The following is an 18,684-nucleotide window of genomic DNA, read 5'->3' as shown; positions in this document are numbered from 1 at the left end:
CGGGAGTTTCGGCGACGGGCCATGAAACCAGTCAGCGCAGGGCAGTCATTGCCCCGCCAGGGGCGATGACCGCACCTGACGGCGCGCCACAGCCTCCCCACCCGCGCCTTTGCCGCGCAGACAGTAGCGAAGAGAAACCTCAGCCCGCAGGCAGTTTCTTCAGCAAGGCGGAAGCCGCAGCATTCTTGGGCTCGAGCTTCAGGCAACGCTGCACGGCCTCGCGTGCAGCTTTCGGATCACTCGCCTGCAATGCTTGCGCCTTCTTCAGCAGCGTGTCCGCCAACGCCCGACGCACCGCCGCATCGCGCGGCGATGCATCCAGCCGCTTCTGCAGCATGCCGATCGCCTCGTCGTACTCACCCTGGCCCGCCAGCATCGCCGCATGCTCCAGCTCGATCGACTGCTCGCTCGGTGCGATCCGTGCACCCGGCTTGCGCGTCAGCGTCAGCCGCGAAGGCTGTCCCAGGTAATCGCGCTTGTTGCGCGCGCGCTCGATGCCGCGCAGCCCGTCGGCCGCCTCGGCCTGCTCCGGCTGCAAGGCCAGCACGCCCAGGTACGACTGCTCCGCTGCATCGAGCTCGCCCTTCTTCAACTCGGCCCGCGCCCGCTGCAGCCGTTCGGTCGCCAGCAGGTCGACGCGGTGCCGCGCCTCGGCCAGGCGTTCGCGGTATTGCGCAGGCCGCAGCGTCACGAGCACTTCCCAGGCTTGCACCGCCTCGCCCCATTTGCCCTGGCGCTCCGCAGACACCGCCTGCTCGCGCTGGCGGGCCTCGAAATCGGACACCGGGTCGTTGCGCGAGCCGGCGCCCGCGTCGGTCGGAGCAGGCGCGTTGCCGCCCGGCACGCCGGCACAGGCTGCCAGCAGCGCCGTGACCGCTGCCAGGCTGGTGAATCGAACAACAGCGAATCGAACGGCGAGTGAGTGCGTCATGACGAAGGCGTGAAGCTGCGCAGGGTCTGCAACTTGGACTTGAAGGCCTCCAGGTCGTGGCTGCCGTAGATCATGGTCCGGCGCAGCATCAGCGGCTGCGCCCAGGCCGGGTTGCCGCCCGGCGTCACGGTGCCGGCCAGCCGGTAGCGGTTGCGCGCCAACGCGTCCAGCACCACCTCGTTGACGTCGCCGAACGGGTAGGCATAGGTCAGCACCTCGTTCGACAGCCGCTTCTCGATCACGTCGCGCGGCACCTTGGCCTCGGCCTCCATGCGCTTCGCATAGGCGGCATCGTTTTCACCAGCGGCCCGCTCGATCAGGTTCGAATGGGTCTTCGAATGCGACTGGATGTCGACCAGGCCCGAGGCCGTCATCTCCTGCATCTGCGGCCACGTGAGCGCATCGCCGGCGCCGACGAAATCGGTGTACAGGAACACCGTCGCCGGGAAGCCGTGCTTCTTCAGCAGCGGGTAGGCGTAGCGGTAGTACGACGCGTAGCCGTCGTCGAAGGTCAGCACCACCGAGCGCTGCGGCAGCGGCTGCCTGCCCTCGAGGAAGCCGATCAGGTCCTTCAGGCGGATCACCTTGAAGTTGTTGGCCGCCAGCCAGTCGAGCTGCTGCTCGAAGCCTGCGGTCGACACCGTCATCTTGCCGCTGCCCTGGCCCACGCGGTGGTAGCACAGGATCGGGATCGTCTGGTACTGGCCACTGCGCACGCCCATCGGGTTCAGCGGCTTCAGCGGCACGATCACCGGCTGGCCGCTGCGCGCCTGCGGCGTGCCGGGGTTGGCATCCGCGATCTCCCAGTCGCGCGCCGCGCTGCCGAGGAAGCGCTGCGCGATCGACGCGTAGTTGTCCTCGCCCTGCGGCACATAGACCAGCAGCCGGTCGCTGCGGCCCAGCACGCCGTCGCGGGCGGTGAGGCTCGGCACAGCCAGGGCCGTGTCGCCCCCGCTGCGCGGCGGCGTCTGGCAGGCCGCCAGCGCCAGCAGGCAGGCGACGGCTGCGGCCAGGGTCAGCGCGCGGCGCTGAAGTGCTTGCATCGACTGCTCCCTCAAGAAGGCTTCTTCGGATCGGCCGCGGGCGGCCGCTTCAGCGGCGCCATCGTGCTGGCGAAGCTGGCGGCCACGCGCTGCGTGTCGGCCGCGGTGTCCTGCGTCGGCACGTAGCGCTCCTGCAGGGCCTGCGCCATCGCGTCGAAGCCCTTGTAGAGCTGGCCGAATTCGTCGGTGCGCTCCTCGCGGATGCGGTGCTCGAAACGGCCCAGCGCGATCTCGCGCATCGAGTCGCCCACCAGCTTGATCGGCCGCGCAAACCAGTTCGCGACGAAGTACATCGCCACCGCCACCGCCAGCACCGTGACGATCACCAGCACGATCATCAGCGTGAGGCTCAGCCGCGCCACCTGCGCGAGCGGCTTCTCGGGCACGCCGAGCGCGACCCGCCCGACCGCCTTGCCCTGGAAGGTCATCGGCGCCTCGAACACCAGCACGTTGTCGTTGTCGTCGAGCACGCGCGTCACGCTGACGCCGCCGGCCCGGGTGCCCAGCAGTTCCCCGCTGCGCGCCTTGTACGGCTGGCCGACGCTCGCCGCGTCGCTCGACGCGCGCACCACGCCGGCCCGGTCGACCACGCTGACGCTCGTGAAATCGCGCGTCTTCATGACCTCGCCGACCGACACCTCGACCGCCACCCATTCGTCGGCCAGCGCCGACACCGCGTTCTGCGCCGCGATGAAGCGGCTGAGCGAGGCGCCGTAGTCGGTCACCTGCGCCATCATCGCGGCCGTCTGCTGCCGGTTGACGACCGCGCCGGTCACCGCCATCACCGCGAACACGATCGCGCCCATCATCAGCGCCCACTTCACGCGCAGCGGCAGGATGCGAGGCTTTTCCTTCTCGCGCGCGTCGTCTTCGATGTCGCGCATCGCCTGGCTGATCGCCGCGGCCAGCTCCTGGCCGGTCTGGAAGCGCCGCTCCGGCTGCTTGGCCAGGCAGCGCTCGACGATGCGGCGCACACCCAGCGGCAGGCCGGTGCGCAGCTTGTCGATCGGCGTCGGCTCCTCGGTGGCGATCTTCATCGCCAGCGCGACGATGCTGTCGCCCTGGAACGGCGGCGCGCCGCTCAGCATCTGGTACAGGATGATGCCGACCGAGAACAGGTCGGAACGGCCGTCGACCTTGGAGCCCTTGGTCTGCTCCGGCGACATGTACTGCGGCGTACCGAGCACGTCGCCGACACGCGTCTGGTGCGTCGACGACGCCCCCGTGGTCACGTGCGCGATGCCGAAGTCGGTCACCTTCACGGTGCTGGTGCCCTTCAGCACCATGATGTTCGACGGCTTGATGTCGCGGTGCACGATGCCCTTGGCATGCGCGTAGTCGAGCGCCTTGGCCAGCTGCAGCACGATCACCAGCGTGTCGCGGATCGGCATCGGGCCCGAACGCGCCATCAGCTCGTTCATCGGCTCGCCTTCGATCAGCTCCATCGCCATGTACGGCCGGCCTTCGATCTCGCCCACGTCGTGCACGGTGACGATGTTCGGATGCGACAGCATGCCGGCGGCGCGCGCCTCGCGCAGGAAGCGGGCGCGGTATTCCTCTTCCTCGCAGTAGGCGGCGTGCAGGAACTTGATCGCGATGGTGCGGTCGATGCCGGGGTCGTGCGCGCGGTAGACGCTCGCCATGCCGCCGCGCCCGATGCGCTCGGTGATCTGGTAGCGGCCGACCTGGCGCGGCGCCGCCGGGCTGGCGGCGGCCGGCGCACTGCGGCGCGCGGACTCACTTCCCGGCGCAGCGGCCGGCAGCGTGTCCGCCGACGCATTGGCCGCAGCCGCGTTCAGCGGGGCGGTCCTGATGCTGGCGCTGGAATGGGTGATGACGCGCGTGGTCTCGTCATCTTCGAACGGGCGTTCCGGGTAGTCGTCTTCTGGCATGGCACGGCACAGTGCCTGGGGGGAGGGAAAGTCTCAATGAACGAAAGTCATCTGGCAATCCATTTCAGCAATCGTTTCCCATCGATTTCACGACAGGCGCATGACTTTCGTTGATTGCCAATCCCGGTCGCCCGGCGGATAAACCGGCTTCAGGCGCGCCGGCTCCGCTCGGCGGGCGTGCCTGCCTCGCTAGTCGGAGCCCTCATGATCCTGGTGATACGCGCCCATACCCTGAAGAACGAGACCCTGTCTCAGTCGATCACGGGCCACTTCGATGAACGCGGTGGCACGATCGGCCGTTCCGACACGAACACGCTGGCCCTGCCCGATCCGGAGCGCCACATCTCGCGCCTGCAGGCCGAGGTCTGGTTCACCAACGGCTCGTTCTCGATCCGCAACGTCGGCAGCGCCAACGCGATCGTCATCAACGGCCGGCCGATCAACGCCGGCGAAGGCTCGACGCTCGGCCATGCCGACGAGCTGGTGATCGGCGGCTACGTGATGCGCGCGACGCTGGCCGCACCCGAAACCGCGCCCCGCGCCGACGAACGGGCGCCGATCGATTCGCGCACGGTGATCAAGGCCTCGGCCGTCGAATCGCGCACCAACCCGCGCATGCAGCTGAGCCCGCCAGTGCCGCCGGCCCCCCCGACGCCACGCCCGCTCGGCGGCACGACGGCGGCGATGCCGCCCCCCGCGCAGCCGACGCCGCCGCGTGCCACGCCCGCGCCGATCGATTCCGCCAACCCGTTCGGCGACCTGCTGGGCGGGCCGAGCGGCCCCGGCGCCAGCGATCCCTTCGCCGACCTGATGGGCGGTGCGCGCGAGTCGAGCCCGACCGGCACGATGCCGTCGTTCCGGCCAGCCGCTGCACCGGTGGTGGCGCCGCCGCCTTATTCCCCGCCGCCGCCGGCCGCGCGTGCTTTTGCACCGCCGCCTCCGCCGGCCACGGCCAGCCGCCTGCCGGACGATTTCGACCCGTTCGCCGATTTGCCGTCGCCGTCGTCCGGCTCGGCCTCGGCCGATCCGCTGGCCGGCTTCATGGGCAGCTCGGCCTCGGCACCGCCGCCCGCGCCGTCCGGCGGCTCGCTGCCGGTGGATTTCAGCCTCGGCGACCTGCTGGGCTCGCCCACCGCCGCACCGTCGTCGAGCCTCGATGCGATGTTCGGGCTGGGCGGCGCGCCGGCCGCCGGCAGCGGCGGCGACCCGCTGGCGGCCTTCCTGGCTGCGCCCTCGCCGAGCGGCGCGTCGGCCAACACCGATCCGCTGGCGATGTTCGGCGGCTCCGCGCCCGCGGCGCCGCCCGCCGGCATCCCGGCCGATTTCGACCACACGCCCGAACTGCGCGGCGCCTATGTGCCGCCGGCGGTGCAAAGCCCGCCGCCGCCGGCTGCGCCGCCTGCGCGGCCGCTGCCGCCGACGCCGGTGGCACCGCCGCCGTTCGACCCCAACATGACGCAGGTCAGCGCACCGCGCCCGCCGGCACCGCCGCGCGCCGCGCCGCCGGCCGCGCGCATCCGCGGCGACGACCTGACCCCGACCACCACGATGCCCGGCGTGCGCCCGGCCCGGCCGTCGCTGATGACCTCGGCCCCGATGCCGTTGGCGCCGATGCCGCCCACGGCCTCCACGCCGGTCACTCCGCCCGTCGCGATGCAGCCGCCGCCCGCCGCCCGAGCCTACGCCGCCGGCGACACCACGCCCGAGGCCTTGTGGGCCGCGTTCTGCGAAGGCGCCGGCATCCACCTGCAGCCGCCGCAGGGCCTGAACCCGGCGCTGATGAAGGTGATCGGCGAGGTGCTGCGCCATTCGGTGGACGGCACGCTGAAGCTGGTCGCCACGCGGGCTGCCGCCAAGCAGGAGCTGCGGGCCGACGTGACGATGATCCAGGCGCGCAACAACAACCCGCTGAAGTTCTCGCCCGATGCCGGCACCGCGATCGAGCAGCTGCTGCAGCCGCCGATGCGCGGCTTCATGGTCGGCCCGGCCGCGGTGCACGACGCGATGGACGACCTGGTCGGCCATGCGATCGGCACGATGGTGGGCATGCGCGCCGCGCTCGAAGGCGTGCTGAAGCGCTTCGAGCCCTCGCAGCTCGAGGGCAAGCTCTCCGGCAACAGCGTGCTCGACAGCGTGCTGCCGATGAACCGCCGCGCCAAGCTGTGGGAGCTGTACCTGCAGCACTACCAGCGCATCCACGACGACGCCCAGGAGGATTTCCACGAGCTGTTCGGCAAGGCCTTCATCAAGGCCTATGAAGACCAGCTGGACCGCCTGGACGCAGAGCGTCACCCCGGCGGCACCTGATCCCCATCGATATCCCAAGCCGCCGCACAGGACGCATGGCCATGCTGCAAGTCGAGATCGCCGCCCGCAGCGAGGTGGGCGGGCGAAGCCGCAACGAGGACGACCTGCGCCATGGCGTCAGCGGGCCGTTCTGCTATGCCGTGTTGGCCGACGGGGCCGGTGGGCACCGGGGTGGCAACGTCGCCTCCGACATGGTCGTGCGGATGACCGCGCTCGGGCTGCAGTCGGCCACGCAGGCCACGCCGGAGTACCTGACCCAGCTGGTGTGCGACACGCATGCGGCGATCAACGAGCAGCAGCAAGGCAAGCGCAGCGCCGAACGCATGCACGCGACGCTGGTCGCGCTGTGGATCGACACGCGGCGCGAGGAAGCACTGTGGACGCACGTCGGCGATTCGCGCCTGTACATGCTGCGCCACGGCCGCGTGTGCCACGTGACGCGCGACGACAGCGTCGTGCAGCGCATGGTCGACGCCGGCTACCTGACGCCGGAAGAAGCCGTCGACCACCCGCACAAGAACCAGCTGCTCGGCGCGATGGGCACCGAAGGCCCGGTCGAGCCGAGCACGCTCGAGACGCACATGCCCATCGAAGACGGTGACGCCTTCCTGCTGTGCTCCGACGGCTGGTGGGACCTGTTCTCGAAGCGGGCGATCGAGGCGGCCTTTGCGGCCGCCGATTCGGCCGAGGACTGGCTGGACCGCATGGGCGAGACCATTCGCGCGGCGGCCAAGCCGAAGCAGGACAACTACAGCGCGGTCGCGGTGTGGATCGGCGATCCGTCGGAAACGACCCGGATGTCGGGGTTGTGGGAAGACGACAGCGCCGGCAAGACCCCTTGAACGCGGGCACCTTCGATCGTGGGGGGCGTGACCTTGGTCGCTTCCGACGGCCAGTGGCACCGGTCATGATCACGAAATCTGTACGGAGGTCCCTGATGGACGCGCTGAGCTTCAATTTCTCTTCTTCGCTGCGCCGCACGGCCGGGCTGGTGCTGGTCGCTGCGTTCGCCACCTCGTCATGGGCCCAGGACATCGGCGACACCCGGGTGCTGAAGGGCAACAAGGTCACCGAGGCCAACCTGCTGGACGCGCTGACGCCGCCGCCGGAGCCGGTCGTCACGCGCAGCCTGAAGGTGAGCCGCGATGGCGCCGGTGTCTCGGCGCCCGAGCGCAAGGCGAGTGCCTCGCTGCTGATCACGTTCCTGACCAACTCGTCGGAGCTGACCGAATCGGCGAAGCAGCAGCTCGACGTGGTGGCCGGCGCGCTGAAGAACGACCGGCTGGCCGACTACAGCTTCAACGTCGAAGGCCACGCCGACCCGCGCGGCAACCCCGACGCGAACATGGTGCTGTCGCAGCAGCGCGCCGAGAGCGTGCGCGACTACCTGGTCACGACGCACAGCATCGCCGCCGACCGGCTGAAGGCCGAGGGCAAGGGCGATCACGACCTGCTGAACCGCGCGGTGCCGGCGGCGCCGGAGAACCGGCGGGTGACGATCGTGACGAACACGAAGTAGGCTGAGATCAGCCGGGTCAATCGCTCCGACCGTCAGATCTCTTTTCTTCGAGCGCAACAAACCCGATCGGACGCTTGGGCGGATCGGGCGGGCGCCTGAATGGCACCGTGTTCGGTAAAGGCCAAGGGCGTCGTCCGCGAGAATTTCAGCTTTCGGAGGTGGTCACAGTTTGTGACCACCTCCGCTTTCTCTTCCGGCCTCAGCGAAAGCAGGAAGTCCTCTGGAAATCGACTGAGGTTGCGCCTGACCGCCTGGTTCGCCAGGTCGGCATCGATGATGACCCGCTGACCTCGCACAACCAGGATCCGGTCTTCGATCCGCGGCTGTTGGCCATCGGACTTGTCGGACGTTCTGGCTTCCTTGGAAGACACCAGCCCTGGAGTGGAAGTTGCTCGCTTCATGGCGCCGCAGTCTCGCCGAGACCGTCTGTGCAGACACCGGTACAGACCGCCCTCGCGTAACATCCGACGCCATGTCCGACATGCTCGTCACGCTCTACAAACTGCCACCGCTGAACGACGCGCTGGCCGCCGTGCACTGCCATGGCATCACCGTGCGGCGCGCGCTCGCACCCGAGAAGCCGCGCATCCTGGCCTGGGCGGCCGAGCACTACCCCGGCTGGGTGGCCGAGATCGATGTCGCGATCGGGCGCTTGCCGGTGGCTTGCTTCATTGCCGTGCGTGAGCAGCAGATCGTCGGCTTCGCGTGCCATGACGCGACCTGCAAGAACTTCTTCGGCCCCGAAGGCGTGCTCGACGCCGTGCAAGGCCAAGGCGTCGGCCGGGCGCTGCTGCTGGCCGCGCTGCACGCGCAACGCGAACTGGGTTATGCCTACGCCGTCATCGGCAGCGCCGGGCCGAAAGCGTTCTACGAAAAGACCGTCGGCGCGGTGGTGATCGAGGGATCGTCGCCCGGGATCTATGCCGGGATGCTGCGGGCAGGCCTCGAATAGGAGCGGCGCTTCGAGCGCAACGCTTTCCACGCTGCATCAGCAAGCATCACCGTCAGTCGCCCCATGCAGTACGAGTGGCGGCACTCGAACCATAAAAGTTGACTTGAGGCGGAACAGAAACTCGAAGACGATCGTCGCATAGGCACCGATTGCGGCGTCCATTCCCGGGTGCCAGCCGGCGAGCCAACACGCGAGCGCTGCAGGCAGCGTCAAGACCTTGGCTGCTTTCCAGCCTTGGTTGTGAAGTGCGAGGAAGTCGCTGGCGGCATCCCGAGCCGACCGGACGCCATCTCGGGCCGAGCCCATCCGCTCTCGAACATGCAGGTTCTCGTCGAACACGTGCAGGCTCTCGTCGAGCAGGCCCAGGGAGTTGGAAAACAGCCGCGCGGGGGTCAGCACTCTCAAGCGCTGTTGCGCCGCAAGTCAGGGCTCAGACAATTCCACTGAATCGCCGGATGCCTCCTGCACCGACGACAAGGGGGACTCTTCCGTCGCCCGCTGTCGCAGCAACAAGTCGACAGACAAGACGCAAGATGCGCTTCCGAGCATCAACAATGCTGAAGCGCCCGCAAGAGTTGTCATCCCGTGAACGGTAGACGGGTCGGAGATCCCGATGGAAACAAAAGGGGCTTGTCGGGTGGCGCCCTGAGGAACGGGAGCCGGAACCGGCCTGCCGGTCCCGGTTCCCAGCGATCGCTCGCGCCATCGAACCGAACAAGAGAGGTGGAAACGCCATCAACCTCGCCGGTTCTTCAGGCAGATGCACTTGCACCGGCGTCTTGTTCGCTCGATTCATCAACGTCCGATGATCGCGATGCTGAGCGTTCCTGCTCTGGCAACGACTCCGACGAAGAGCTTGAATCGTCGCTCGATTGCGCAGTCGAATCTGGTTCGCCGGAAGACTCGACATCGACTTGCATCAGGCCTTCAACGCCACCACCCTGCCTCCGCCGTCCGTCTTCGCGCCCTCTCCACTGTTCCTTGAACAAGTGCAGATGAAGGGCAACCGCTGCCGCGAAAACACTCCCCACGACTGCACCGCCGATGGCAATGACGCGCTCCGCCTCGTCACTGCAGTCAAATCCGTTCTTGACGGAACACCCAACCCCGGCAATCACGAAGGCGGGAAAGGGGAGCATCGTTCCTCCAATCGCAAGCTTCAAGCCGGCGTCAAGGCACGCCATCAGAGCACCGAGGCGAACAGCGGGCACTGCACGGTGTACACCGCCGTTCACTTGCGAGGTTGCCCTTTCGCTTTCGCTGGAGCTGACGGAATCGCTGTGAGATCGGCGGCTTGTTGTTGGTGTTGGGTTCATGGCGGTCCCTGCTTCAACCGCAGCACCCGGTCGCAGCGCTTCGCCAGCACCTCGTCATGCGTGACCATCACGAAGGCCGTGCCCTGGTTGCGCGCGAGTTCCAGCAGAGGTTGCGCTTGACCGCCCGGTTCGGAAGTCATGGATCGAGTTCCTGGCCCGCGGGCTTTTGCGGCGGCAGGTCTTGCGATGACAGTTCCACCGACGATTCGGTTGATGAGTCGAACTGTCCCGAAGAAGAGGACACCGAACCTGCCTCGCTGGCGTCATACGTCGAAGCGTCCTGCGGTTGCTGCTGACCTGAAAGTCTTCTGCCCAGCTCCATGCTCAGAAAATAGGCTCCAACGCTTACCAAGCCCGTTGTCAATGCGACACCTCCCAAGCCAACTGCCGCCCCCGCGCTGCAATTGAACTCATTGAGTACGATCCCCACCCCGCACCCCATGATCCCCAGATTCGAAATAAGGGCTGGGATGCCAACAACCACCGCAGTACCCGCCAAGCACCCGGCAAGAGATTTCAAAAAACTCTTGGCACAAGACCTGACTTCCTCTACGTCGGCGCCGACATCCTCCTGTCGTTGATCCTTTCGGCTGTCTTCTCGCTCAATGACAGTACTGCTCCTGACAGGACTGCTCCGTGATTCGCTGCTCGTGCGCATGTCAGATTCCCGTGAGCTGTGAAAGTACGGCTTCAGACGATCGCGATGCCGGGCACGCCCGCGCCGGTCGCTGTGCAGACGACTCGCTTGAATCAACGGGGTTGCTGCGCAGGTCGTCGAGCATTCCGGGTATTCGCGTGTTCATGGCCACTCCGATCTTTGAAAAGTTGTAGAGACGATGCATGTCCGAATCGAACCCGCGCATTGCAGGTTGCTGATCCGGACACCGCATGAGTGGCCAGAACGCCGATTCGGTTCCAGCACGGGCCATCTCTTCGCCAGGGCCTCGTCACCCTGTGGGCATGGGTGTGTCAGCCCCTGACAGCTGCTTGATCGGGCATTGCCGGCTGGACTGGAGCATCGGGCTCCTCGGGCAATGCAAGAACCAATTGGGCGAGATGATCCCCACCAAAGGTCAGCCCCAGATAGACACCCGTTGCGACGGCCATTGCCGTTTCCAAGCCAGCAACACCGCACACGAACGCGATAGCCAGCGCCGATACCCTCAATTGATTCAGGCTCGTCTGGATGCCACGGCCCACGAGGAATCCTCTGGCGGCTACGAGCGCCGCCCTGATCTTGCCCCGAAGATCGCACCCAGGTTCTTGCCCCTCGGGTACCGCGACGGGATTCACGGCGACGCGACCGCTTGCGACACCCGAGGCCGATGCTGATGTTCCGTTCATGTCAATTCCTTGCGCTGTGAAGACACTGCATGAGTGAACCGCCGCCTGGATTTCGTTCCGGCAGGGGCGAGGTTCTCGCGCGGCTCTCCGTCCATCGCTCCCGCGATGGCAACCCGCATCGACACCGATCGACTCAGTCGACCAGCCGCCCCTGCTTCAGCCGCAGCACCCGATCACAGCGCTTCGCCAGCGCCTCGTCGTGCGTGACCATCACGAAGGCCGTGCCCTGGTTGCGCGCGAGTTCCAGCATCAGCGCGAACACGCCATCTGCCGTCTCGCGGTCGAGGTTGCCGGTCGGCTCGTCGGCCAGCACGCAGGCCGGCTTGCCGGCCAATGCCCGCGCGATCGCGACGCGCTGGCGCTCGCCGCCCGACAGCTCCGACGGCCGGTGGTGCACACGCGCCGCCAGGCCCACCTGCGCGAGCACCGCCTCGGCCTGCTCACGCGCCTCGGGCTGCGTCAGCCGGCGAATGCGCAGCGGCATCGCGACGTTGTCGAGCGCGGTGAACTCCGGCAGCAAATGGTGGAACTGGTAGACGAAGCCGAGGTACTGGTTGCGCCAGACGCCCTGCTCCGTCGCGTTCATGTGCGAGAAATCGCGGCCCTTCAGCTGCACCGCGCCGCTGGTGGGCGCCTCGAGCCCGCCCATCAGGTGCAGCAGCGTGCTCTTGCCCGAGCCCGATGCACCCACCACCGCCACCGTCTCGCCGGCCCGCACGCTCAGCGCCACGCCCTGCAGCACGTGCACGTCGAGCCCGCCTTCGCTGAAGCGCTTGTGCAGCGCCTGCGCATCGATCACCAGTTCGCGCGAGTCACTCATAGCGCAGTGCCTCCGCCGGTTGGACGCGGCTCGCGCGCCAGCTCGGGTAGAGCGTCGCGACGAACGACAGCACCAGCGAGATCAGCGTGATCGGCACGATGTCGGCGGCCTGCGGGTCGCTCGGCATGCGGCTGATCAGGTAGATGCTCGACGGCAGGAAGCTGGTGCGCAGCAGGTGCTCGATGAACGGCACGATCACGTCGATGTTCAGCGCGATCAAGAGCCCGAAGCCGACGCCCGACAGCGTGCCGATGATGCCGGACGCCGCGCCCTGCACCATGAAGATGCCCATGATCGAGCGCGGGCTCGCGCCCAGCGTGCGCAGGATCGCGATGTCGGCCTGCTTGTCGGTGACGGTCATCACGAGGGTCGAGACGAGGTTGAAGGCGGCCACCGCGACGATCAGCGTCAGGATGATGAACATCAGGCGCTTCTCGAGCTGCACCGCCGAGAACCAGTTGCGGTTGGTGCGCGTCCAGTCGCTGACGATGAACTGCGGACCGAAGGCCTGCGACAGCTGCTCGGCGACGTCGCGCGCCTGGAACAGGTCCTTCAGGCGCAGCTGCACGCCGGTCGGGCCTTCGGTGCGGAACAGCTTGGCGGCATCGTCGACGTGGATCATCGCGAGGCCGCTGTCGTACTCGTAGTGGCCGGCGTTGAAGGTGCCGACCACCGTCATCTGCTTGAGACGCGGCACCACGCCGGCCGGCGTGACCTGCCCACCGGGCGCGACGATCGTGATCTTGTCGCCCTCGTGCACGCCGAGCGAGCGGGCCAGCTCGATGCCGAGCACGATGCCCCATTCGCCGGGCACGAGCTTGGACAGCGTCTTGTCCTTGATCTCGGCGGCGAGGTCGGTGACCGTGGCTTCATCGTCCGGCGAGATGCCGCGGATGATCGCGCCGCGCATGTCGTCGCCGCGCGCGACCAGCGCCTGCGCCGCGATGAACGGCGCCGCGCCGATCACCTGCGGGTTCTCGCGCGCCTGCTTCGCGGTGAGGTGCCAGTCGGGCAGCGCCTGGCCCTGGCCGTCCATCACCTCGACGTGGGCGACGACCGACAGCATGCGGTCGCGCACTTCCTTCTGGAAGCCGTTCATCACCGACAGCACGATGATCAGCGCCGCGACGCCGAGCGCGATGCCCAGCATCGAGACGCCGGAGATGAAGGAGATGAAGCCGTTGCGACGGCCGGTGCGGCCGGCGCGCGTGTAGCGCACGCCGATTTGTAATTCGTAGGGCCAATTCATAGGTGCGCGGATGCTACCCGGAATGCCCTCCGGATCGCACCGGTCACAGGCGCTCGATGCGGGCGAAGGCGCTGTGGTTGTGGATCGACTCGAAGTTCTCGACATCGACCGTGTAGCGCCCGATGCGCGCATCGCCATTCAAGGCCAGCGCCACATCGCGCACCAGGTCTTCGACGAACTTCGGGTTCTCGTAGGCGTGCTCGGTGACCCACTTCTCGTCAGCGCGCTTCAGCATCGGCCAGATCTCGCTCGACGCCGCGTTCTCGGCGAAGCGCACCAGCTCGCCCCACGGCACGTCCTGCAGCAGCTCGGCGCGGATCGTCACGTGCGAGCGCTGGTTGTGCGCGCCGTAGTCGGAGATCTCCTTCGAGCACGGGCACAGCGACTTCACCGGCACCAGCACCTGCGACCACACGACCGGCTGGCCGTCGCGCATCTCGGCAACCCAGCTGCCCTGGTAGTCGAGCAGGCTCTCGACACCGGACACCGGCGCGCGCTTGCGGATGAAGAACGGAAACTTCACCTCGACGCGGCCGTGCGTCGCATGCAGCTTCTCGAGCATCTCGGCGAAGCGCAGCTTCAGGCCGTCGGCATCGAGCGGTTCGTGCAGCGCATCGAGCCACGCGACGAAGCGCGACATGTGCGTGCCCTTCTGCTCGGCCGGCAGCGCCACGTCGAGCTCCCACTGGCCGATCGTCGGCTGCACGGTCTTGCCGAACTTCAGCTGCAGCGGGTAGCGCACATCCTTCACGCCGACACGCTGGATCGCCAGGTGCCGCTCGTCGCGCTCGCTCTGCGTGTCGGGAATGTGCAGCGCGTCTTTCAAATTCGTCATGTGATTCATGTCGGACTTCTATCTGTCAACGGTCGCAAGGATGACAGCATTCCGACCGCCCCATGCGCGAAAGGGCTTGACGACGCCGTTCAAACCCTTTGGCCGGCAGCCGGCCTGACGAGCGCCGGGCGCGCACCGAAGCGCTTCAGCACCGACTGCTCGATGCCCGCCGCATCCAGCCCGCAAGCCGCCAGCAGCTTGGCCGGATCGCCGTGCTCGACGAACACGTCGGGCAGGCCCAGCTGCAGCACCGGGATCTCGATCCTCGCGGCCTGCAGTGCCTCGAGCACGGCGCTGCCGGCTCCGCCTTGCAAGCAGCCCTCTTCGACCGTGACGATCGCATCGTGCGTGCGGGCCAACTCGGCCACCAGCTCGGCATCGAGCGGCTTCACGTAGCGCATGTTGGCCACGGTCGCGCCCAACGCCTCGCCGGCCGCCAGCGCCGGGTACAGCAACGTGCCGAAGGCCAGGATCGCGATGCGCTCGCCGCGGCGGCGCACCTCGCCCTTGCCCCAGGGCAGCGACGTCAGTTCCGGGTCGATCGCGACGCCGGCACCAGCGCCACGCGGGTAGCGCACCGCCACCGGGTGGTCCTGCTCGAACGCGGTGGTGAGCAGTTGGCGGCACTCGCGCTCGTCGGCCGGCGCGAGCACGCTCATGTTCGGAATGCAGCGCAGGAACGCGATGTCGTAGGCGCCCGCATGCGTCGCGCCGTCGCCGCCGACCAAGCCCGCGCGGTCGAGTGCGAACACCACCGGCAGGTTCTGGATCGCGACGTCGTGCACCAGCTGGTCGTACGCGCGCTGCAGGAAGGTGGAATAGATCGCGACCACCGGCTTCAGCCCTTCGCAGGCCAGGCCCGCGGCGAAGGTGACGGCATGCTGCTCGGCGATGCCGACGTCGTGGTAGCGCTCGGGGAAGCGCTTCTCGAACTCGACCATGCCCGAGCCCTCGCGCATCGCCGGGGTGATGCCGATCAGCCGCTTGTCCTTCTCGGCCATGTCGCACAGCCACTGGCCGAAGATCTGCGTGAAGGTCGGCGGCTTGCCGGACTTGACCTTCGGGAAGCCCTCGGCCGGATCGAACTTGCCCGAGGCCGCGTGGTACTTGACCGGATCGGCCTCGGCCAGCTTGTAGCCGTAGCCCTTCTTCGTGACGACGTGCAGGAACTGCGGGCCCGGCCGGTCGCGCAGGTTCTCGAGCGTGGGGATCAGCGAATCGAGGTCGTGGCCGTCGATCGGGCCGACGTAGGTGAAGCCGAACTCCTCGAAGATCGTGCCGGGCACGACCATGCCCTTCGCATGCTCCTCGAAGCGGCGTGCCAGCTCGAACAGCGGCGGCGCGTTCTTCAGCACCGATTTCGCACCCTCGCGCGCGGCGGCGTAGAACTTGCCGCTCATCAGCCGCGCCAGGTACTTGTTCAGAGCCCCGACCGGCGGCGAGATCGACATGTCGTTGTCGTTCAGCACCACCAGCATGTTGGCCTGCGAGACGCCGGCGTTGTTCAGCGCCTCGAAGGCCATGCCGGCGGTCATCGCGCCGTCGCCGATGATCGCGACCGAGCGGCGCTCCTCGCCCTTCAGCTTGGCGGCCACCGCCATGCCGAGCGCGGCCGAGATCGAGGTCGACGAGTGCGCGGTGCCGAAGGTGTCGTACTCGCTCTCGTCGCGCCGCGGAAAGCCCGACAGCCCACCCGCCTGGCGCAGCGTGGCCATGCGCTCGCGCCGGCCGGTGACGATCTTGTGCGGGTAGGTCTGGTGGCCGACGTCCCACACCAGCCGGTCGTGCGGCGTGTTGAAGACATGGTGCAGCGCGACGGTGAGCTCCACCGTGCCGAGGTTGGACGACAGGTGCCCGCCGGTCTCGGCGACGCTGTGCAGCAGGAAGTCGCGCAGCTCGCTCGACAGCTGCTGGAGCTCGACGCGCGACAGCCGGCGAATGTCGGCCGGGCTCTGGATGGTGTGCAGCAGGGTGTGGTTCATCGGCGGCTCAGGAATCACGTTCGACCACTTTGTCGGCCAGCATGTCCAGCAGGCGGGTGCTCGGGAGGCCGCTGCGCACCAGCGCCGCATGGGCCTGGTCGCGCAGCTGCGCGGCATGCCGGCGCGCGGGCTCCAGGCCCAGCACGCTGACGTAGGTCGGCTTGTTGTTGTCCATGTCCTTGCCGGCGGTCTTGCCGAGGGTTTCGGAAGCCTGCGTCACGTCGAGGATGTCGTCGACCACCTGGAACGCCAGGCCCAGGGCGTCACCATACTCCGCCAGGGCCTGCCAGGCCACCGGATTCGTGCGGCCGCAGGCCGCCCCCATCAGCACGCTGGCCTGCAGCAGGGCGCCGGTCTTGCGGTGGTGCATGTCGCGCAGCGTGCGCTCGTCGAGGGTGGCGCCGATGCTGGCCAGGTCGATCGCCTGGCCGCCGGCCATGCCGGCATGGCCGGCCGAGCGCGCCAGCAGCGAGCACAAGCGGGCCTGCAGCGCCGGCTCGACGCCCTCGTCGGGCGTCAGCACCTCGAAGGCCAGCGCCTGCATCGCGTCGCCGGCCAGCATCGCCTGCGCCTCGCCGTATTGCACGTGCACCGTCGGCTTGCCGCGACGCAGCACGTCGTTGTCCATGCAGGGCATGTCGTCGTGGATCAGCGAGTAGGCGTGGATCAGTTCCACCGCGCAGGCGGCCCGCAGCGCTGCTTCGCATTGGCCGTCGACCGCCCGGGCCGCGGCGAGCACTAGCAGCGGGCGCAGCCGCTTGCCGCCGTCGAGCACGCCGTAGCGCATGGTCTGGCCGAGGCCGGCCGGTGCCTCGACCGGCACCCAGCGCGACAGCGCGGCTTCGACCGATTCCAGCTCGGTGCGTGCCCATTCATCGAATTCGATCAAACTCATCCCCCGGACCACGGCTTCAGTTGGCCATCTTCGAGCACCTGCACCTGCCGCTCGACGGCGCTCAGGCGCTCGCGGCAGTAATTGAGCAGATCTGCACCCCTCTTGTAGCTTTCAAGCAGCTTCTCCAGCGGAAGCTGCCCACCCTCCATCGCGATGACCAAGCGCTCCAGCTCGGACAGGGCGTCTTCATAGCTGGCGGGCGCATCGGTCTGCGCGGGGGTGGAAGAGGTCTTCGGCATGTCGTGACACAAAAACAAGCATTGTAGTCAGCGACCATCCCGCGATCCACGACCCGGCGGCGGCTTCATCACTTCATCCCCCCAAAGAGGGACGAGCTGCGGCGCCGCAGCTACAATCCCGCCCTCGCTGGTTCCAACGCGCCGTGCGCAGCGAGACCTCCCACCCCCGGCAGCGCCCCGTGGTGGCACGTTCACATCGGTTATAGGAGACCCTCGGGATCATGTCCGACCTGAGCCTCGCACTTCCTGCTCTCGAGCGCCAAAACACCCAACTCCCCGTTTCCGCGTACTTCGACGACGACCTCCATCGCCGCGAGATGGAGCTCATCTTCCAGCATGGGCCCCGCTACCTGGGGCACGAACTCGCGGTTCCCGACATCGGTGACCACTACGCCCTGCCCCAGGAGGGTGAGGGCCGCGCGCTGGTGCGCACCGCGCAGGGGATCGAGCTGATCTCCAACGTCTGCCGGCATCGCCAGGCGGTGATGCTGCGCGGGCGCGGCAACACCGGCAGCCACATCGTGTGCCCGCTGCACCGTTGGACCTACGACCTGAAGGGGCAGCTGATCGGCGCGCCACACTTCCCGGCCGACCCCTGCCTGCACCTGAACCGCTACAAGACGCAGACCTGGAACGGCATGGTCTTCGAGGCCAACGGCCGCGACGTGGCCGCTGACCTGGCCAGCCTCGGCCCGCGCGCCGACCTGGACTTCAGCGGCTACGTGCTCGACCGCGTGCACATGCACGAGTGCGACTACAACTGGAAGACCTTCATCGAGGTCTACCTGGAGGACTACCACGTCGGCCCGTTCCACCCGGGGCTGAGCCAGTTCGTCAGCTGCGACGACCTGGCCTGGGAGTTCGGCCGCCACCATTCGGTGCAGACGGTCGGCCCGAAGAACGCGCTCGCGAAGGCGGGCTCCGACACCTACCGCAAGTGGCACGACGCGGTGCTGGCGTTTCGCAGCGGCCGCTTCGACAACCCGGTGCCGGCGCACGGCGCGATCTGGCTCACCTACTACCCGAACGTGATGGTCGAGTGGTACCCGCACGTGCTGGTGGTGTCGACGCTGTACCCGAAGGGGCCGCAGAAGACGCTGAACGTCGTCGAGTTCTTCTACCCGGAAGAGATCGCGGCCTTCGAGCGCGAGTTCGTCGACGCGAACCAGGCGGCCTACCTCGAGACCTGCGTCGAGGACGACGAGATCGCGCTGCGCATGGACGCCGGCCGGCGCGCACTGCACGAGCGCGGCGACAACGAGGTCGGCCCGTACCAGACGCCGATGGAAGACGGCATGGAGGAATTCCATGCGTGGTACCGCAAGGCGATGAAGCTTGCCGTGTGACGGGGCATCGCGCG

At 67.9% G+C, this 18,684-nt stretch carries 19 protein-coding genes and 1 pseudogene; 5 read left to right on the top strand and 15 right to left on the bottom strand.

From position 1 onward, the window contains the following. Positions 1-139 precede the first annotated feature (139 nt). Genes BUE42_RS27935 through BUE42_RS27925 form a run of 3 tightly spaced genes read right to left on the bottom strand, consistent with a single transcriptional unit; the run spans position 140 to position 3,866 of the window. Positions 140-931, bottom strand: a complete 792-nt coding sequence (locus tag BUE42_RS27935; protein ID WP_073468556.1) for a tetratricopeptide repeat protein — start codon at positions 929-931, stop codon at positions 140-142. Then, entirely contained in the window at positions 928-1,974 is a 1,047-nt protein-coding gene (locus tag BUE42_RS27930) for a polysaccharide deacetylase family protein (RefSeq protein WP_073468555.1), read from the bottom strand. The genes BUE42_RS27935 and BUE42_RS27930 overlap by 4 nt, the downstream gene beginning before the upstream one ends. Positions 1,975-1,985: 11 nt before the next feature. Beyond that, a complete protein-coding gene (locus tag BUE42_RS27925; RefSeq protein ID WP_073468554.1) occupies positions 1,986-3,866 on the bottom strand; it encodes a protein kinase domain-containing protein in 1,881 nt (626 codons plus the stop codon). A gap of 204 nt (positions 3,867-4,070) precedes the next feature. On the opposite strand from BUE42_RS27925, the gene tagH reads away from it, so the two are divergent. From tagH to BUE42_RS27910, 3 genes are all read left to right on the top strand, one after another. Next, entirely contained in the window at positions 4,071-6,173 is a 2,103-nt protein-coding gene (gene tagH / locus BUE42_RS34220) for a type VI secretion system-associated FHA domain protein TagH (protein ID WP_073468553.1), read from the top strand. A gap of 35 nt (positions 6,174-6,208) precedes the next feature. Next, a complete protein-coding gene (locus BUE42_RS27915; RefSeq protein ID WP_083614665.1) occupies positions 6,209-7,015 on the top strand; it encodes a PP2C family protein-serine/threonine phosphatase in 807 nt (268 codons plus the stop codon). Between the two features lie 95 nt (positions 7,016-7,110). After that, the gene (locus tag BUE42_RS27910) at positions 7,111-7,692 is read left to right on the top strand and encodes an OmpA family protein (protein WP_159445507.1); all 582 of its coding nucleotides are present in this window, start codon (positions 7,111-7,113) and stop codon (positions 7,690-7,692) included. Positions 7,693-7,724: 32 nt separating this feature from the next. Here BUE42_RS27910 and BUE42_RS27905 read toward each other — a convergent pair whose 3' ends face one another. After that, positions 7,725-8,063, bottom strand: a complete 339-nt coding sequence (locus BUE42_RS27905) for an ORF6N domain-containing protein (RefSeq protein WP_073468552.1) — start codon at positions 8,061-8,063, stop codon at positions 7,725-7,727. 101 nt (positions 8,064-8,164) lie between these two features. Between BUE42_RS27905 and BUE42_RS27900 the strand changes: the two genes are divergently transcribed. Next, on the top strand, positions 8,165-8,644 hold the full coding sequence (locus BUE42_RS27900; protein WP_073468551.1) for a GNAT family N-acetyltransferase: 480 nt from the start codon (positions 8,165-8,167) through the stop codon (positions 8,642-8,644). A gap of 36 nt (positions 8,645-8,680) precedes the next feature. Here the strand turns inward: BUE42_RS27900 and BUE42_RS27895 are convergent, their stop codons facing one another. The 11 genes and pseudogenes from BUE42_RS27895 to BUE42_RS27865 form a co-directional block, all read right to left on the bottom strand. Next, the gene (locus BUE42_RS27895) at positions 8,681-9,043 is read right to left on the bottom strand and encodes a hypothetical protein (RefSeq protein ID WP_073468550.1); all 363 of its coding nucleotides are present in this window, start codon (positions 9,041-9,043) and stop codon (positions 8,681-8,683) included. Positions 9,044-9,396: 353 nt separating this feature from the next. Then, positions 9,397-9,960, bottom strand: a complete 564-nt coding sequence (locus BUE42_RS32725) for a hypothetical protein (RefSeq protein ID WP_143171804.1) — start codon at positions 9,958-9,960, stop codon at positions 9,397-9,399. Next, positions 9,957-10,067: pseudogene (locus tag BUE42_RS32720) on the bottom strand (lipoprotein-releasing system ATP-binding protein LolD); the annotation flags it as partial. The gene BUE42_RS32725 and the pseudogene BUE42_RS32720, both read right to left, overlap by 4 nt. A 29-nt stretch (positions 10,068-10,096) precedes the next feature. After that, a complete protein-coding gene (locus BUE42_RS32715) occupies positions 10,097-10,618 on the bottom strand; it encodes a hypothetical protein (RefSeq protein ID WP_143171803.1) in 522 nt (173 codons plus the stop codon). Between the two features lie 311 nt (positions 10,619-10,929). After that, positions 10,930-11,304, bottom strand: a complete 375-nt coding sequence (locus BUE42_RS32710) for a hypothetical protein (protein WP_143171802.1) — start codon at positions 11,302-11,304, stop codon at positions 10,930-10,932. Positions 11,305-11,437: 133 nt separating this feature from the next. Further along, positions 11,438-12,124 (bottom strand): lipoprotein-releasing ABC transporter ATP-binding protein LolD, encoded by a 687-nt coding sequence (lolD, locus tag BUE42_RS27890; protein WP_073468549.1) that lies wholly within the window; start codon positions 12,122-12,124, stop codon positions 11,438-11,440. Beyond that, complete coding sequence (locus BUE42_RS27885; protein WP_073468548.1) at positions 12,117-13,373, bottom strand: lipoprotein-releasing ABC transporter permease subunit; 1,257 nt, start codon at positions 13,371-13,373, stop codon at positions 12,117-12,119. The genes lolD and BUE42_RS27885 overlap by 8 nt, the downstream gene beginning before the upstream one ends. Positions 13,374-13,416: 43 nt before the next feature. Beyond that, on the bottom strand, positions 13,417-14,208 hold the full coding sequence (folE2, locus tag BUE42_RS27880; RefSeq protein ID WP_073468547.1) for a GTP cyclohydrolase FolE2: 792 nt from the start codon (positions 14,206-14,208) through the stop codon (positions 13,417-13,419). Between the two features lie 89 nt (positions 14,209-14,297). Continuing rightward, positions 14,298-16,190, bottom strand: a complete 1,893-nt coding sequence (gene dxs / locus BUE42_RS27875; RefSeq protein ID WP_073468546.1) for a 1-deoxy-D-xylulose-5-phosphate synthase — start codon at positions 16,188-16,190, stop codon at positions 14,298-14,300. Positions 16,191-16,197: 7 nt separating this feature from the next. Further along, positions 16,198-17,085 carry a polyprenyl synthetase family protein gene (locus BUE42_RS27870; protein ID WP_073468545.1) on the bottom strand — a complete coding sequence of 296 codons (888 nt, stop codon included), beginning with the start codon at positions 17,083-17,085 and terminating at the stop codon, positions 16,198-16,200. Beyond that, entirely contained in the window at positions 17,082-17,324 is a 243-nt protein-coding gene (locus tag BUE42_RS27865; protein WP_073468544.1) for an exodeoxyribonuclease VII small subunit, read from the bottom strand. Before BUE42_RS27865 ends, BUE42_RS27870 begins: the two co-directional genes overlap by 4 nt. 221 nt (positions 17,325-17,545) lie before the next feature. Between BUE42_RS27865 and BUE42_RS27860 the strand changes: the two genes are divergently transcribed. After that, positions 17,546-18,670, top strand: a complete 1,125-nt coding sequence (locus BUE42_RS27860) for an aromatic ring-hydroxylating oxygenase subunit alpha (RefSeq protein ID WP_073468543.1) — start codon at positions 17,546-17,548, stop codon at positions 18,668-18,670. Positions 18,671-18,684 lie beyond the last annotated feature (14 nt).

This window comes from Rhizobacter sp. OV335 (assembly GCF_900142965.1).
Taxonomy (GTDB): Bacteria; Pseudomonadota; Gammaproteobacteria; order Burkholderiales; family Burkholderiaceae_C; genus Rhizobacter.
The sequence above is the reverse complement of the archived record's forward strand: the minus strand, read 5'-3'. Positions and strand labels throughout refer to the sequence as shown.

Bases quoted from the DNA above. Each gene is read 5' to 3' on its own strand.
- BUE42_RS27915 (WP_083614665.1), top strand. From the start codon at position 6,209: ATGGCCATGCTGCAAGTCGAGATCGCCGCCCGCAGCGAGGTGGGCGGG.
- BUE42_RS32710 (WP_143171802.1), bottom strand. From the start codon at position 11,304: ATGAACGGAACATCAGCATCGGCCTCGGGTGTCGCAAGCGGTCGCGTC.
- BUE42_RS27885 (WP_073468548.1), bottom strand. From the start codon at position 13,373: ATGAATTGGCCCTACGAATTACAAATCGGCGTGCGCTACACGCGCGCC.
- BUE42_RS32715 (WP_143171803.1), bottom strand. From the start codon at position 10,618: ATGCGCACGAGCAGCGAATCACGGAGCAGTCCTGTCAGGAGCAGTACT.
- dxs (WP_073468546.1), bottom strand. From the start codon at position 16,190: ATGAACCACACCCTGCTGCACACCATCCAGAGCCCGGCCGACATTCGC.
- BUE42_RS27925 (WP_073468554.1), bottom strand. From the start codon at position 3,866: ATGCCAGAAGACGACTACCCGGAACGCCCGTTCGAAGATGACGAGACC.
- BUE42_RS27935 (WP_073468556.1), bottom strand. From the start codon at position 931: ATGACGCACTCACTCGCCGTTCGATTCGCTGTTGTTCGATTCACCAGC.
- BUE42_RS32725 (WP_143171804.1), bottom strand. From the start codon at position 9,960: ATGAACCCAACACCAACAACAAGCCGCCGATCTCACAGCGATTCCGTC.
- folE2 (WP_073468547.1), bottom strand. From the start codon at position 14,208: ATGACGAATTTGAAAGACGCGCTGCACATTCCCGACACGCAGAGCGAG.
- BUE42_RS27870 (WP_073468545.1), bottom strand. From the start codon at position 17,085: ATGAGTTTGATCGAATTCGATGAATGGGCACGCACCGAGCTGGAATCG.
- BUE42_RS27900 (WP_073468551.1), top strand. From the start codon at position 8,165: ATGTCCGACATGCTCGTCACGCTCTACAAACTGCCACCGCTGAACGAC.
- BUE42_RS27910 (WP_159445507.1), top strand. From the start codon at position 7,111: ATGGACGCGCTGAGCTTCAATTTCTCTTCTTCGCTGCGCCGCACGGCC.
- BUE42_RS27860 (WP_073468543.1), top strand. From the start codon at position 17,546: ATGTCCGACCTGAGCCTCGCACTTCCTGCTCTCGAGCGCCAAAACACC.
- BUE42_RS27865 (WP_073468544.1), bottom strand. From the start codon at position 17,324: ATGCCGAAGACCTCTTCCACCCCCGCGCAGACCGATGCGCCCGCCAGC.
- lolD (WP_073468549.1), bottom strand. From the start codon at position 12,124: ATGAGTGACTCGCGCGAACTGGTGATCGATGCGCAGGCGCTGCACAAG.
- tagH (WP_073468553.1), top strand. From the start codon at position 4,071: ATGATCCTGGTGATACGCGCCCATACCCTGAAGAACGAGACCCTGTCT.
- BUE42_RS27930 (WP_073468555.1), bottom strand. From the start codon at position 1,974: ATGCAAGCACTTCAGCGCCGCGCGCTGACCCTGGCCGCAGCCGTCGCC.